Here is a 16,127-nt window from a genome sequence, read left to right as displayed (position 1 = left end):
GGCGCCAGTAACCAGCGCCTTTACCGGATGAGTCGTATTTTGGAGTCCTTGTTCTGACGTGTTCATTTTTACTTTTTTCCTATAAATTCCCGTTAGGTGACAGTTGAAGTTTTATTATTAAGTTACATTGCCCGGGGCAGGCCCGGCGCAGGATTGTCTGATAACCAGATCTGTGTTCAGACAGTACTGCCGCACCTGATTCATATCTCCATTTATCATTTCAAAAAGCGTTTTCACAGCCAACTGCCCCATTTCAAAGGCGGGAATTCTGACGGTGGTGAGGGGAGGGTCCAAATAGGCGGCAAAATCAAGGTCGTCAAATCCCGCGATAGAGATATCTTGAGGCACCCTCAGCCCTTGTTCTTTTATAGCGGTCAAAGCTCCCATAGCCAGCACGTCGCTGGCCGCAAAAACGGCCGTGGGAGGATCGGGTAATGATAAAAGTCTTTGCATGGCTTCTTTGCCATCAACCAGGGTATACTCAGATTCAAAGATCAGATCGGGATTGTAAGGAATATTATGCTCATCCAGGGCCGCCTTGTATCCGTCCAAGCGGTTTTGAACCCTTCTTACCCGTGTGTAGGGCCCGATAATGAGCCCGATTCGCTTATGCCAGAGGCTGATCAAGTGTTTAGTCATAGAGTAAGCGGCCTTAAAGTTGTCAAAGCCCGCGTAACATATCCCGCTTGAATTCAGTTTTTCCCAGGTCACCACACATGGGATACCAAGCTGCATAAGCTCCTTGATCCTTTTGGAGGTTTCTTCTGACAGTCCGGTAAGGATCAACCCAGCGATGCGCCGCTGCTGAAACAGCTTCATAATGTTTAGTTCGGACTTGGCGTCATAATTGGAGTTGCCAATAATAGTGGTGTATCCTCCTTCTTCAGCTTTTTCCTGAATGCCGTAAACTGTATTGCTGAAGATCGAATTTTTGATAGTTGGAATGATGAGACCTATTACCGAGGCTTTTTTCCGGGATAGATCACCAGCCACGGCGTCATAAACGTAGTTGTTGGTCTCCATGACCTGTTGGATACGTTTCCGTGTTTTTTGATTGACCAGGTGAGGGGAATGTATGGCCCGGGAAACTGTTGCGTTAGAGACGCCCGCCATTTTGGCTATTTCTTTTATAGTTATTTTTTCCATCTCAAATCCGGTTTGATTTGAAGTATAAGCTCACACGAAACGTCAGAGACTAATAGGATATTGTCCAAATTGACGAGCCGCTTCATACATCCTGCAAATATTTTCCGGACTAACTCCCGCCTGAATATTATGAACGGCGCTGAGCACGTAACCGCCACCAGGGGCCAGGTCCGAGATACGTTGCTTGACTTCACACTCGACATCGTCAGGTGAACCAAAAGGAAGAACCCGCTGGGTATCAATAGCGCCCCAAAATGTAATTTTATCACCAAATTCTTTCTTAAGTTTACCGGTGTTCATGTCTTTGGCCGCTACCTGAACCGGGTTTATGATGTCTAGACCCAGTTCTATCAGGTCTGGAATAAATTTATAAATGCTCCCGCAACTGTGCAGGAACAAAAAGGCTTCCGTGTTGTTTTTTATGAATCTCCAGAGTTTTTTCTGGAAGGGCTTTACAAGCTCTAAATAGGACGCCGGAGAGATTAAAGGTCCTTTTTCACCTCCCAGGTCATCACTGACAGCGATGACGTCAATAAACTCACCGACCGCATCAAGGTAATTTTTATGAAACTTAATATGCAAATCTGTTAATTTTTCCAGGAGGGCCTTAACAAAAAGTTTGTCCAGGGCCATATCCATAAAAAATCGCTCAGGACCTCTAAGCAGCACCCATGATGATTCAAAGACGCCCAGGCCTATCGCGTCAGCTACAATGGCGTGCTGAGCGCTTTCCCGCAGTTTTTTTGCTTCCTCTCTTAATCCCTCTATCCTCCCGGGATCATCAGGGTCCGGCCATGGATAGGATTCCAAATCATCTATGGTGGCGTCTTTTAAAGGATAATCAACTGGGTCCCAGTATAAGCTGGATTCAGGTTTTTTCCATCTGGTGCCCCATTCATCAAGATAAGAGTTGTCTGAATCAAGCTGAATCTTGAAATGATGGGGCGGTTTCAGCCTGACGTATCTTGTGTCTATATGGAGCGCTTTCAACAATTCTTCCGGGGGGTCAACATGATTCCTGACAAAAAGCCTGGGTTCGCCTTTTATCCCCAAATGCTTTTTGAGCTCCTCATAAGGCACGGCCTCGATTGTTGTCGCGTTTCCCCCCAGGTCCAGAGGAACCCTGTCAGGCTCCTCATGATTAAGCGCCGCTAATACTCTTTCCCGTGATGATAACTCTTCCATGGGCGTCTCTCTTTTATTTTTTAACAAAACCCTGATTTGTAAGCCTTTCCAAATGGTGAAAACGTTTTCATATCCTGAATATTATGTAAAAAGATAAAAATGTCAAGTAAAAAAAGAAATATCGAGTTTTATTTTATAATTAATTAAATAAGTTGACTAAGAAATGGGTTCTTGGTGGAACAAAAATTAATTCTTGACAAGACTGGATAAGGGTGGTATCTGTCATGAAGAAATGAAAACGTTTTCAATGTTAACCATGTTGCAAAATTTTAGTGATCAGTAAGAAACGATAATCCTTTTGAGAAATAACTCAAAATTCGGTCTTAATTCACCAATCAAGACGTTAAGGAGATAAGCGCCATGGCTTTGATGACCGCAGAACAATATGTGGAAAGCATGAAAAAAATCAAGAAACAGGTTTATTTCATGGGGGAACAGATTAATATCACAGAACATCCGCTGACACAACCAGCTCTGAATTCAGTGGCCCTCACCTATGAACTCTGTTTCAATCCGGAATACAAAGAACTTTTCACGGCAACCTTGGAATCCGGCGAGAAGGTAAACCGATGCGTGACATTTTGGAAAAACGCTGAAGACCTGATAAAAAAATACAAAATGATCCAGATAACGGCCAGGCTTACCGGGCGAGGAAACTCTCGAACCGTAGGGGCGGACGCGATCAACGCCATTGGGAGTGTCAGCTATGAAATGGACGAAGACCTGGGAACAGAATATCATCCGAGATTCCTTAAGTATCTTAAATATATCCAGGACAATGATTTTACCATCAGCGGGGCTATTACCGATCCTAAAGGCGATCGCAGCCTTCGGCCTATTCAGCAATCTGATCCTGATATGTATGTCAGGATCGTGGAAAAGAAAAGTGATGGCATCGTGGTTCGGGGCGCAAAGGTGCATCAGTCAGTCGCTGTACACGCTCATGAGCACATTGTCGCCCCATGTACGACTTTGAGAGAGGAAGAGGAGGATTACGCCGTAGTCTTTGCTGTGCCTGCTGATGCTGAAGGTCTTTTTCACGTCATGGGACGTCAGCCTTCAGACACGCGCCGACTTGAAGGGGATCTCTTCGATTTGGGCGGCGTTAATCAGGGCGGCAATGAAACCCTCATGATTTTTGATGATGTTTTTGTTCCTTGGGATAGAGTCTTCATGTGCGGGGAATGGAAATGGTCCTTTCCTATGATCCATCGCTTTGCCGGGTATCACCGCAACTGCTACGGCGCGGGTAAAAGCGCTATTGCGGATATCGTGATCGGCGCGGCCGCTCTCATGGCTGAATATAACGGCGTAGCGAGAAATTCAATCATCCGTGACAAGCTCACGGAAATGGTTCACATGGCCAGAACCATTTATGCCTGCGGCCTTACGAGCTGTGTCGAAGGATACAGCACACCCTCAGGCATCTTCAACGTGAATCTCATGTATACCAATGTAACCAAGCTGCATGTGGGCAGGCTGACTTATGAAATCGCTCGGCTGGCTGAAGACATCGCCGGGGGATTGATTGCGACCATGCCTTCTCACAAGGATTTTACTGATCCGAAAATCGGAAAATATGTCAATAAATACCTCAAAGGCGTTGATGGGGTTCCAACTGAGAATCGTATGAAGCTTATGCGGCTCATTGAGTATTTTTGTTACGGCCAAGGTTCGGTGTACTTTCTTAGCGAATCCCTTCATGGAGCGGGCTCACCGCAAGCTCAGAAACTTCTGATCGAGCGGGAGAGCGATCTTGAAACCAAAAAAGAATGGGCTAAGAGTTTGGCCGGGATTTCTGATTAATACTTAAATATGGAGGATTTTCCCGGTTGAAAAGAAGCCCGTCAAGTTGATCTTGTTTGCGTCTGAAACCTGTTTAGGCAATTTGAAAGAAAGGCAGTAGGATGAGAAAGAAAAAGAAAGTATTAAGCTCCAATGGACTTGTCGTTCCAAGAGCTGGGATGCCCGCATGGTATGGCCTTAGCGTATGCGTTCTGGCGGCCTTATGTCTACTTATGTCCCCTTTTGTACTTCCAGTGATGGGACAGGAGAGCTCACAGGCCAAGACGGCCTGGATGGAATATGGTGAAAAGTACTGGCCAACCAAACCGGTACAAGGCGGTGTGTATCGCATCGCCGCCTCGAAATACGTTGGTTTGATGAACCCAAACCACTGGCCGGTCAATTCCTGGATACCCATAAATTTTATTTACGACAGGCTTATTTGGATCAATGGTGAATACAAACCCTCAACTCCATTTATGGCTGAATCCTGGGAGTACGTTGATCCGGTTACCATCATTATGAGGTTGAGAAAAGGTGTTCAATTTCATGATGGCTCCTTTTTTAACGCACAAGGTTTCAAATATCAGATTGATTGGATCAAGAACAAAAAAAACGGGGCTTGGACCAGGGCCTGGCTCAAGCCGATTAAAAAGGTCGAGGTGGTGGATGAATATACTGTCAAGCTGCATACAAAAAGTCCGTGGGCCGGGGCTTTCGGTATCTTAAACAGCGTTCCCGGAATGGTGATATCGGCCAAGGCCCTTAAAGGGGACGTGGCTTTGGGGGGAGCGAAGAAGTTAGCTAAAAAGGCCAAAGCCGCAGAAACCAAGGCAGTCAAAGCTGAGGCGGAAGCCAAGAAAGCTGTCTCCAAGGGTGGCGCTGAAGCGGATAAGGCCAAAAAGAAGGCGGAAAAAGCGCGTATGACCGCCATGGCGGCGCGGAAAAAGGCTGACGACGTGGCTGCGAAGGCCAAAGGCGCTCAAAATTTAGATACACACCCGGTTGGCAGCGGCCCTTACATGCTTGATACCGCCAAGCCTGGCAATTACCTCCTGCTTAAAAGAAACCCTAACTGGTGGTTCGGTAAGCACGTCGGGCGGCCGGATATGCCTTATTTCGATGGGATCAAATTTCCGATTATCCCTGACCCCTCGATTCAACTCGCCAATCTAAAAGCAGGCAAAGTGGATGAGATGGACATTAATAAATCTCAGTATGAAACAGTCAAGAACGACCCGCGTCTCACGGTTCATGTCAATCCCGTGCCTCACGTAAACTATTTATTTTTTAACCATGCCAAAGGGGTGTGTCAGGACATTCGAGTCCGTAAGGCTATCTCTCATGCGGTCGACAGGAAAGCCCTGATCGCTGGAACGCAGTTTGGTTTGGCCAGAATCGCCAGTTGCTTGTACCCTGTGGATCACTGGGCTCATAACCCCAATTTGAAACCAGTGGCCTATGATCCCGAGTTGTCTAAAAAGCTTCTGGCTGAAGCCGGTTATGCTCGAGGTCTGAAAATAAAAGGCAATGTGCCCAACAATCCGGAGTCTCAATCGGTTGGCGTGGCGGTCAAGGACATGCTGGCTCGAGTAGGCATAAACTGGCAGTTGGAGGCCTTGGATACGGTCGCTATTTCAGACCGGCTGAAAAACCTCGAGTATAATATTCTCTTTGGTACGTGGCCCTGGGTGCACGATCCGGACCTGGCTGCAACCGGAATGTATCATACCCAGGGCGGTTTCAATTACGGCCGATCTGCCAATCAGAAGGCCATTGAGCTTATTGAAGCCGGCCGCGAAATGGTGGACCCGGATCAGAGACAGAAAAATTATTTTAAACTCGAAAAAGTCCTTTACGACAACTATGAAGACGCCTGGTTATGGTATTCCATGGAGATCAGGGCCTGGCGTAAAAACGTTATGGGCTGGAATAATAAGATGTATCTGAAACATAGGGAAGCGTTCAGATGGACACATCCTTTATGGTTTAAAGACGGTCATCCATAATTTCATATTGATAATGATTTAAGGGTAATTTGCGGGCAGGTTTAAGTTTAATCCAAGGCTGCCTGGAGGGTCATGTGATATTAGCCTTAGCCTCGTCGGGGATGTTCCGCATCACATCGGAAAGGAGATGGTCATTTCACCCGCGCCGCGTCTGGACTTAAGGCGTCGAGGTTCCGACCGGCTGGGCGTGGCATTAAGCGCTGCGATGGGCTTGAGCCACAGGCACGATGAGCATTCGGCCCACGATTTTCAGCAAGCCCTTCTCGCTTTTCTCGCATGCATCCTTAACCGCAAACAAGACCTTTCCCGCGGCTGTTTCACCCCAGAACCAGTCGGCGACTTGATTGCTGCCTGCCGCCCTCTGCCCGGGCTGCGCCATAACAGCTTCAGTATAATAGGCTTTTAAATCGTCGGTGGCCAGGTTGAGCACCATTGGCAAAGGCATCTTGGAATTTGGGTTTTTCGGAAGACCATCTCCGAGGAAAGCGCAAATAAAATCAGCAAGCTTATCCAGTTCCACGCCACTGACCCCGACCGTGGTGCGCCCATGCTCTTTGACTGCAAGATCGTACCAGGATCGAAGCTGAGCCATTTCTTTTCTAAAGGCCGTCTGGAGCCGTTCCTCATCGCCCGAATCTTCCTCGATCTCATCAAAACTGACCGGGCAGGCCCACACGACTGGTTCGTCTTCTACCCATAGCGCCTCCTCTAAGAAGTCCTCGATCACCGGCCCGTTTTCGGCCTCCAGGAGTTTCAGCGCCGCGAGAAGCACTCGTGTTTGAAAGGCCGCATCGTTCGGCACGCCTAAAGGGCGGCCCATTTCAAACGGCACCCATAAGGCCCGCGGCGGCTTGATAATTTCGGTGTGTTTGCGGATAAGGCTGATATGGGTGGTTGCCAGGCCTTCTTCTTCCAGAAAGTGTGCCAGCGCGCCCACGGCGCGCGTGCAGAAGGGTCAGACCGGTACCAGCAGGACCGCGTTCACCTGATCGTTTTTCAAGACGCCAGCCAGGTGACGTACGGTTGGTTCCATTTTTCCCGGATCAGTCGCCCCCATAAAGGAGTAATGATAATCTGCGACACTGCCGATTTTTCCCTGGCTGGCCAGTTCGCACAAGCGGTCAAGGGGAAAGATCACGTTCCAGTCCTGCTGAAATCCAACGCGGTCAAAATTGGCCGAAATATGAGTCATGATCAGGTCATTGGCCTGGATGTCGCCCGGGATGATACGATAATCTTCGGAAGTGAGATCAAACGAGCGGTCGCCCCGGCAGTGCACACCGGCGGTGGAAATGATAGCCACCCGCCGCTCTTTCAGGGACGGCCCTTTAACCCAGGGCTGTGTCTCAAAAGTCGGACAATGAAGCCTGGCCATATAAGATCGTTCCGGTTCAGGCATCTGGCTGAGACGAACCATGAATGAACCTCCAAATTGCGTTAGGCCGGATAAGTATATGAGAAAGGGCTGGCGGCTGTCAAATTTGCCTGCCAAATCTCCTTTATCTTAAAGTCCACTCCGTTTTCACCGTAGTCTTCATGTGAAGCCAGCGAAAAAGAGAGAAGGGGGAGATACTTTCCGTCTTCACCTGCGGTCTCAGGATGTTCAGCCATAATTCGATCATTCTATAATCTAATGAATTTGAGCTCCAAAAGATTGTCAATGGCCTTTGATCTTGATTATTACAGTATAATAGGATAAGGCTTTCCAATAAAAAAAGGGGCTTCTCATGAAATTTGTGATTATCGGTGGAGATGCGGCTGGTATGAGCGCAGCCAGTCGAGCCAAACGAAATAAACCCGACCTAGAAGTCCTGGTTCTGGAGCAAACCCAGGATGTTTCCTACAGCGCCTGCGGCATGCCTTATAATATTGCCGACCCTGATCGGTCCATTGACGAACTCGTGGTCAGGCAGGCCCGGGTTTTCAGAGAAAAACAGGGGATAGATCTTCGAACCGGGCATCGAGCCGAAGTCATTAACCGGGCGGCCAAGACGGTCAGCGCGCAGGATGATCAGGGGAAGGCCATTACCTTTGATTATGACAAGCTGCTCATTGCCACGGGGGCCTCGCCGATTATGCCTGATCTGCCTGGATTCAACCGGCCCGAGGTTTTGGCCTTGAAAAACCTGAAGGATGGCCGCCGGATAAAGGAGCGCCTTCATGCAAAGAGGGTAAAAAAGACGGTAATCATTGGCATGGGCTACATTGCCTTGGAGATGGCTGAGGCCTTGCGTGCCAGAGGCATCGAGGTGCATATGGTCAAACCCCGGCCGATCCTCCTTCCCTGGATGAACCGGGAGTTGGCTTCAGTGGTTCAGGAGGAGCTTGAGGCCAACCAGGCGCATCTTCACCTGGGGCAGGAAGTCACAGGCATTGAGCAAGCAGGGGATGGCTTAAAGGTCTTCTGCCTCGACATGACCCTTGAATGTCAAATGGTGCTCGTGGCCATAGGGGTTAAGCCCAATAGTGAATTGGCTGAAGACGCGCGTCTTGAGCTGGGGCTCAAAAAGGCCATTGCCGTGGATAAGGCCCTGCACACCTCGGATCAGGACGTCTTCTCCGCGGGGGACTGCGCTGACACCTATCATGTGGTTACGGGGCAGAAGACATACATACCTCTGGCCCTCAGAGCTAACAGGGCCGGATGGGCCGTGGCCGATAACGTCACTGGCCAGCGGGTGGAGCTTCCCGGAATAGCCGGAACCGCTGTTTTCAAGGTCTTTGACCTCGAGGTGGCCCGCACGGGTTTAAATCCCGAGGAGGCAAAAGCGGCCGGCTTCGAGCCAGTAGAGGTCGTGATTACCGGCCGGACGCGAGCCCATGCCCACCCCGGGGCCTTGGATATGAAGGTCCAGATGGTCGGTGACAAAAAATCAGGCCGCCTGCTTGGGGCGCAAATTGTGGCCAAGGAAGGCGCGGCTCACCGAATAAACGCCCCGGCTGTGGCCCTTCATAGCGGGTTGACGGTTGAAGAGTTCAGCCAGACCGACCTGGCTTATGCGCCGCCTTTCGGCCCGGTCTGGGACCCGACCCTCACAGCGGCCAACCAGTTGCTTAAAAGACTGCTCTGAAGTTGCTCATACTTCCAGGCTTGAAAATGCCTGCGAGCGAAATTAAATATGAAAGACCAGAAATATACGGGCGGGGATAAACCCCGCCCTCTTCTAAAACTTGAAAATGGTTTCTTTGTTAAATAACCCTATGGCTTCTGCCGGAGGGCCGGGGGCTCGCAATGACAATTCGTTAGTAAATGTTTGAGCGCAACCTGGTATTACATCCTGCCTGATAAGAACAAACCATGAGGGAAAAACAAGCAGTGAAAAGGCTGGGAATGAAGTACAGGCGAAGGTTGCCTGGATTTTATATACATTTTCTAGCGCCTGGGAATGGAAAAATCGAATTCCTGTGAATTTTCAATTTGGTGGAGGTAAGGTGTATGAATGACGCTGCTATGAAACGGTGGGCCTTGATAATTGCCTGTCTGGCCGCTTTTCTGCCGCCGTTTATGGGTTCATCAATCAATCTCGCCCTTCCGACCATTGGCAAGCAGTTTGAGATGGATGCGATACTGCTTGGCTGGGTGGCGACTTCATATCTTTTATCTTCTGCCATGTTTCTTCTTCCTTTTGGAAGGGCCGCGGATATTTATGGCAGGAAAAAGGTTTTTGCCTTTGGAATAGCGATATATACAATTGGCGCTGCGCTTTCAGCCGTGGCGACTTCCGCCTCCATGCTCATCCTTTTTCGGGTCTTACAGGGAATCGGGAGTGCCGGGATTTTTGGCACCGGCGTGGCAATCTTGACTTCGGTCTATCCACCCCAGGAAAGAGGCAAGGCCCTGGGCGTCAATGTCGCTTCAACCTATACCGGGCTTTCCCTCGGGCCGTTCATCGGAGGAATTCTGACGCAATATCTAGGCTGGCGAAGCGTCTTTTATATTAATATCCCATTTGGGTTATTGATTCTTTTTCTAATTTTTTCGAGGTTAAAGGGTGAGTGGGCAGAAGCTAAGGGCGAAAAGATTGATTATGCCGGTTCCTTGATATATTGCCTGACGCTTGTCCTGATTATGTACGGCCTGTCTCGCCTGCCTTCGGTCCTGGGCGCCTGGCTGCTGGTAATCGGCGTCGGGAGTGCGGTTATTTTTTTCTGGTGGGAGGCAAAATCAACAAGCCCCGTGCTGAATGTAGTTATCTTCAAAAAGAACACCGTCTTTACCCTTTCAAACCTGGCCGCTTTAATTCATTACAGCGCTACATTTGCAGTCAGTTTCCTTCTGAGCCTCTATTTACAGTATACCAAAGGCCTCAGCGCTCAAAGCGCCGGGTTGATCCTGATATTCCAGCCGATAATGATGGCTATCTTTTCACCACTTGCTGGCAGATTTTCAGATCGGATTGAACCAAGGGTGGTCGCTTCCCTGGGGATGACCTGCACCTGCATCGCTCTTTTCCTTTTTTCATTTATCAGCACACAGACAAGTCTGGTTTATATTAGCGGCATCCTGATTTTCAATGGCTTGGGCTTTGCCTTGTTCTCCTCGCCCAATACCAATGCGGTCATGAGTTCGGTGGAAAGAAGGTTTTATGGCGTGGCCGCCGGAACGCTGGGCACCATGAGGTTGGTGGGTATGATGCTCAGCATGGGCATGGTTATGATGATATTTTCCGTGTATATGGGTAAGACGCGCATTACGCCCGAGCTTTATCCGCTTTTCCTGAAAAGCGCCAAGACTGCCTTCGTCATCTTTGGCGTTCTTTGCATTGCGGGCATCTTTTCATCTCTGGCCAGAGGCAGGATTCGGCAGGATCCGGAGGTGTCTCGGGGTTGAGGAAAACCGGGAGGGCTGATGTTAACGCCTTGATTTATTGTAGTATGCTATTTAAGATCGGCCTGGGCTGGAAATTGTTTTTTAGGAGGGCGAAATGAAATCCGAAGGGATGAGCAAGGACAGTGGTGAGACAAAGATCGTTCGAACCACCTCAGCCTTTGATTGTGGCGGACGCTGTCCGATCAGGCTTCACGTTCGGGATGGCGTGATTATCAGGGTCGAGGGTGATGACACGGCCGGGCCTGACGAGCAGCTGCGGGCCTGCTTGCGGTGCCGTGCGTACCGGAAGCATATCCATCATCCAGACCGCCTGAAGTACCCTCTGAAAAGGGTGGGGCCCAAGGGGGCGGGTGAGTTCGACCGGATTTCGTGGGATGAGGCCTATAATACCATCGTCGAAAAACTCAAGTACGTAAAAGAAAAGTACGGTAATTCCAGCATCTTTTTAGCCAGCGGCGGCGGATACCTGGCCGCGCTTCATAACGGCGCCTCAGCCATGGCCAGATTGTTTAACCAGATCGGCGGGTTCTCCACCAGTTATGGAAATGTTTCTTCCGAGGGCGCGGTCTGGGCCTGTCTGACCCAGTATGGTTCGGTCATGGTCGGAAACAGTCGTGAGGACCTGCTCAACTCCAAGCTCATCATCCTGTGGGGCTGGGACCCGGCCAGGATGATTTCAGGCACCAACACCATGTATCACGTCATCAAGGCCAGGGAAGCCGGGGCCAAAATCATCTCTATTGATCCCAGATATACAGACTCCGCGGTCGTGCTGGCCGATGAGTGGGTCCCCATCAAGCCGGGCACCGACACGGCCGTCATGGCCAGCATGGCTTACGTTATGATTAAGGAGGACCTGCATGATCAGGCCTTCCTGGATAAATACACCCTCGGGTTTGACAAGTTCAAAGACTACGTGCTTGGCATTGAGGATGGAATCGAGAAAACGCCGGCCTGGGCTGAAGCCATCTCCGGGGTTCCCACGGTGACGATAGAACAACTGGCCAGGGAGTACGCCACGACCAAACCCGCGGCCCTCATGGACTGCCAGGGTCCGGCTCGCAGCGCCATCGGCGAGCAGTACAACCGCTGCGCCATGACCCTGTGCGCCATGACCGGGAACGTGGGCCGTCCGGGCGGAAGTGCTGGCGGCGGGCTCATGGGAATACCGGTGGGTCATATGTTCCGAGCTTCGGGTATCCCAGCAGGTAAGAACCCGGCTGAAGCAGGCGGTCCTTCGGTGCGAGGCACCCTGGACCTGAACCTGCGCCTGGCCCGTCGGGTGCACATCAACAAGATGCATGACGCCTTTCTCAAGGGGAAGAAAGGGGGATATCCCTTTGACGTTAAATTCCTCTGGTCTGTGGCCAATAATCACTTAAATCAGCTCGGCGACGCCAATAAGGGCGCGCGGGCTTACGCCAGTCTTGATTTTATGGTCGCGCCCGAACTGTTCATGACCCCCACCGCCAGATACGCTGATATCGTGCTGCCGGTCACCAGCCCGGCCGAGAGAAACGACCTTACCAGGCCCTGGCCCTCCGGACCCTACTACACCCATATTAATCAGGCCATCGAGCCGCTAGGCGAATGCAAATCGGACCTGGATATCGCTACCGATCTGGCCGAAAGATTTGGAATAAAGGACTTTAAGCCTTTTACTGATGAAGAGTATCTTCGGATGTTTGTGGAGAAAAACCCGGAAACCGGTCCAGAGGTCAAGGATTATGAAAAATTCAGACGTGAAGGCGTGCACCGCGTCAAACTTCCTGAACCCATCGTGGCCTTCAAGGAACAGATCGAGGACCTTGAGAATAATCCCTTCCCCACCCCTTCAGGGAAGATCGAAATTTTTTCCCAGCGCGCCGCGGATATTGAAAACCCTGAGCAGGTTCCGCCCATTCCCAAGTACCGCCGCACCAAGGAAGACCGGTTCGACCCGCTGACTGAAAAATATCCGCTTCAACTTATCTCGCCTCATCCAAAAACCAGGGACCACTCTTCTCTGTACAAGGTGGAGTGGCTTCAGGAAGTGGAGCCTCATCGGGCCTGGATCAATTCGAAAGACGCCGAGGCCAGAGGTATCGAGGACAACGATGAGATTTATGTCTTTAACGACCGGGGGAAGATAGCTATCAAGGCCTGGGTCACGGAACGGATAATACCCAGCGTGATCAGCATCAGTGAAGGAACATGGTATGATCCGGACGAGCAGGGTATTGACCGGGGAGGCTGCGTTAATGTGCTGACAAGCGATGATTACTCGCCAGGCGGGGCGGCAATCTTAAAAACCGCCCTGGTTCAGGTCAGCAAGGCGTAAAGGAGGAAACAGCAGATGCAAATCGGTTTCTATTTCGATCAGACGCGGTGCACCGGATGCGGCGCCTGTCAGGTCGCATGTAAAGATTGGCATGATCTCCTTGCCGGTCCGGAGAAATGGATGCGCATTCTGTACACAGAAAAAGGTAAATTCCCGGATGTCTTTGTGAGCTACCTGGTTGGCCCCTGCTTTCACTGCATTGACCCTGTCTGTATTCCGGCCTGTCCGGTCAACGCTATCTCAAAGCGGAAGGAGGACGGCATTGTCGTGGTTGACAGTCAGGCCTGTCTGGGGAGTGAGGCCTGCGACTTCAAATGTCTGAAGGCCTGTCCTTATGACGCGCCCCAGTTTGATCAGGAGCTGGGTTCCAAGATGCAAAAGTGCAATTTTTGCCTGGATCGGTGGGCAGAAGAGAAACTGCCGGTTTGTGTTGAGGCATGCCCCACCAGGGCTCTTGACGCCGGCTCGCTCCAAGAGCTTGAGTCCAGGTATGGCCAGGTTAGGGAAGCGGAAGGTTTTTCCTATTCTAAAAGAACCAAACCGGCTGTTGTGTTCAAGCCAAAATAAAAAAAGGCTGTCCCTTAAAGGCAAGCCAGGCCTGATGCTCACCACTGCCTTGGCTAATGCCAGCGGCTTCTTTTTTGGAAAATTTTGGTCTATTAAACGCCAGACTATCTCTAAGTCTGCCGGAAGAAAAATTCAAAAAGAGTCAAAAATCTTTCGCTTTTTTTGAGGCAGATAGAAAAAGATGGCTGAACCTCGGGTTCTTGTTCAGAAAATTACGTAATAATTATAATATATTACTGCGATTATCCCTCATGATGCCCCTGTGGCTGACTTATAAAAATAAATGGCAAGATTTTTGCTTCCTTAAAAACAAGGTTTCTTGGGTGCAGGTGCATAGTCTGAACGGCGAAACCATCAAGTAAGACATGAATAATAATTCAGGCTTTCGCTCGACAGTTCTTCACGGCATCTTAGGAAACCTGTAATCCTTCCATTTTCCCCTCCCGACCGTCGGAACCCCCCCTTCCGGCGGTCAATTTATTTATGAAAACTCAAATATGCCGCCCGTGTCCTTGACCCTGAAAAAAACGTGTGTTATCCATATTTAACTCATAACGAAATCCAAAAGAAGGAGGGCCGAAGATGATCTCGCTGGTTGTGAAGCTGCCTATTAAGGAAGGAAAGGTTGACGAGTTTATTGAGTTATTCAAAGAGCTGATGGCTCATGTGGCCAAAGAAGAAGGTAATTTATTGTATTCCATAAATAAAAATCCGGCTGAACCCAACACGGTCGTCATCATGGAGCGGTATAAAGATGAGGAAGCCCTGACCACGCACAGTTCCTCAGACTACTTTAAAGAATACAACGCCAAATTCGCACCGTATGTAGCCGGAAGACCTGAGATCACCAAGATGGAGGAAGTACACGCCGTCTGAGGTTCTTAGTTCCGGGGATTGATATTTTAGGAAGAGCCCGGCCAGGTTGATCTCAGGGGGTTCATCAGCAGCCAGTTGTGAAACCAGCTTTCCTGTTACCGGTCCCAGGGCCATCCCTATCGTTGCATGCCCGGTCGCCAGGATCAGCCCGGACGGCCTTGTAGGGTGCGCTCAGCGCACCGAATAAAAAATCATATCCTTAATCAATAGGTCACTGAACTATATGCCTAATTAGTCGTCCCTGAAAAATAGAATAACTTACTAATATTTCTTGTAGTCGTCCCTGAAAAATAGAATAACTTACTAATATTTCTTGCTATTTTGGTCAGAATGTGTTATATAAATTGCCAGAAAGTCATTCAAAACAGGCCCAAAAGTGGTGATTTATGCAGCCAAAAAATCAAGAAGATTCCCTTTACCTTTTCCAGGCTCAGTTAGAGCAAATTATTGATCTTAAGCACCCTTTGTGCAAGCTGTCTGACGCGATTAACTGGTCGGTCTTCGTGACAGAGTTTGGTCCGTATTACTCAGAGACTCAAGGTCGTCCGGCCAAGCCGATTCGTTTGATGGTTGGTCTTCACTATCTCAAGTACGCCTTCAACGAGAGTGACGAGACGGTAGTGGAGCGTTTTCTTGAGAATCCCTACTGGCAGTATTTTTGCGGGTTTAAATATTTTGAGCATGAGTTGCCATTGGACCCGACGACGTTGGTTAAGTGGCGCAAGCGTGTTGGTGCTGAAAAGATGGAGGTTCTGCTTAAGGAGACGATTGAGGTAGCCAAACGCAATAAGATTCTGAAGAAGGGGGCCTGTGAGCGTGTCAACGTGGACACGACGGTTCAGGAGAAGGCGATAGCCTTTCCGACAGACTCGGGGTTGTATCATAAGATGCGGGTAAAGTTAGTATCAGCGGCGAGGGGGCGGGATATCAAGCTTCGCCAGAGCTATACTCGCAGAGGTAAAAGAGCGCTGGTCAAGCAAAGCCGTTACCGTCACGCCAATCAACACAAGCGAGCAAACAGGGAGGTTAAAAGACTCAAGACATACCTTGGCCGTGTGGTTCGTGACATCCGCCGCAAGGCTGCTTCGATAGACCCGGAACTTAACGATCTTTTGGTCATGGCGGATCGTCTTCTGGCTCAAGAGCGCCATTCGAAGAACAAGCTTTACAGTATCCATGCCTCTGAAGTTGAATGCATTAGCAAAGGCAAGACGCACAAGCGCTACGAGTTTGGTTGCAAGGTTGGTTTGGTGAGCACCTCGCGCGGGAATTGGATTGTTGGAATCAAGGCGTTCCATGGGAACCCGTATGACGGCCATACCCTTAAAGAATCCCTGGAACAGACGGAGAGGATCTCAAGCGTTTCTTTGAAACATGTTCACGCTGATAAAGGCTATCGCGGTCACAA

Annotated in this window: 12 protein-coding genes; 8 read left to right on the top strand and 4 right to left on the bottom strand. The window is 49.7% G+C overall.

Annotation, left to right across the window (positions count from 1 at the left end):
• Positions 1–117 precede the first annotated feature (117 nt).
• Entirely contained in the window at positions 118–1,146 is a 1,029-nt protein-coding gene (locus JRI95_14760; protein ID MBW2062803.1) for a LacI family DNA-binding transcriptional regulator, read from the bottom strand.
• A 42-nt stretch (positions 1,147–1,188) separates the two neighbouring features.
• Positions 1,189–2,331, bottom strand: a complete 1,143-nt coding sequence (locus JRI95_14755; GenBank protein MBW2062802.1) for a hypothetical protein — start codon at positions 2,329–2,331, stop codon at positions 1,189–1,191.
• A 360-nt stretch (positions 2,332–2,691) separates the two neighbouring features.
• On the opposite strand from JRI95_14755, the gene JRI95_14750 reads away from it, so the two are divergent.
• Both JRI95_14750 and JRI95_14745 read left to right on the top strand, forming a co-directional pair.
• Entirely contained in the window at positions 2,692–4,137 is a 1,446-nt protein-coding gene (locus JRI95_14750; protein MBW2062801.1) for a 4-hydroxybutyryl-CoA dehydratase, read from the top strand.
• Between the two features lie 212 nt (positions 4,138–4,349).
• Positions 4,350–6,125, top strand: coding sequence for an ABC transporter substrate-binding protein (locus JRI95_14745; protein MBW2062800.1), 1,776 nt, complete (start codon positions 4,350–4,352; stop codon positions 6,123–6,125).
• Between the two features lie 193 nt (positions 6,126–6,318).
• Here JRI95_14745 and JRI95_14740 read toward each other — a convergent pair whose 3' ends face one another.
• The gene (locus JRI95_14740; protein ID MBW2062799.1) at positions 6,319–7,062 is read right to left on the bottom strand and encodes a hypothetical protein; all 744 of its coding nucleotides are present in this window, start codon (positions 7,060–7,062) and stop codon (positions 6,319–6,321) included.
• A gap of 18 nt (positions 7,063–7,080) precedes the next feature.
• The gene (locus JRI95_14735) at positions 7,081–7,542 is read right to left on the bottom strand and encodes a selenoprotein B glycine/betaine/sarcosine/D-proline reductase (protein ID MBW2062798.1); all 462 of its coding nucleotides are present in this window, start codon (positions 7,540–7,542) and stop codon (positions 7,081–7,083) included.
• A gap of 310 nt (positions 7,543–7,852) precedes the next feature.
• Here JRI95_14735 and JRI95_14730 point away from each other — a divergent pair, with 310 nt between their 5' ends.
• The 6 genes from JRI95_14730 to JRI95_14705 all read left to right on the top strand — a co-directional run.
• On the top strand, positions 7,853–9,196 hold the full coding sequence (locus JRI95_14730) for an FAD-dependent oxidoreductase (protein ID MBW2062797.1): 1,344 nt from the start codon (positions 7,853–7,855) through the stop codon (positions 9,194–9,196).
• A 380-nt stretch (positions 9,197–9,576) separates the two neighbouring features.
• On the top strand, positions 9,577–10,956 hold the full coding sequence (locus JRI95_14725) for an MFS transporter (GenBank protein ID MBW2062796.1): 1,380 nt from the start codon (positions 9,577–9,579) through the stop codon (positions 10,954–10,956).
• 94 nt (positions 10,957–11,050) lie between these two features.
• Positions 11,051–13,276 (top strand): molybdopterin-dependent oxidoreductase, encoded by a 2,226-nt coding sequence (locus JRI95_14720; GenBank protein ID MBW2062795.1) that lies wholly within the window; start codon positions 11,051–11,053, stop codon positions 13,274–13,276.
• Positions 13,277–13,291: 15 nt separating this feature from the next.
• Positions 13,292–13,843 carry a 4Fe-4S dicluster domain-containing protein gene (locus JRI95_14715; GenBank protein MBW2062794.1) on the top strand — a complete coding sequence of 184 codons (552 nt, stop codon included), beginning with the start codon at positions 13,292–13,294 and terminating at the stop codon, positions 13,841–13,843.
• A 582-nt stretch (positions 13,844–14,425) separates the two neighbouring features.
• Positions 14,426–14,719, top strand: a complete 294-nt coding sequence (locus JRI95_14710; protein ID MBW2062793.1) for an antibiotic biosynthesis monooxygenase — start codon at positions 14,426–14,428, stop codon at positions 14,717–14,719.
• Between the two features lie 386 nt (positions 14,720–15,105).
• Positions 15,106–16,127: IS5 family transposase (locus JRI95_14705; GenBank protein MBW2062792.1), on the top strand; the 1,022-nt coding region annotated here is incomplete at its 3' end.

It is taken from the genome of Deltaproteobacteria bacterium (genome assembly GCA_019308995.1).
Taxonomy (GTDB): domain Bacteria; phylum Desulfobacterota; class Desulfarculia; order Adiutricales; family JAFDHD01; genus JAFDHD01.
Note: the sequence above shows the minus strand (reverse complement) of the source record. Positions and strands in the feature narration are given on the sequence as shown.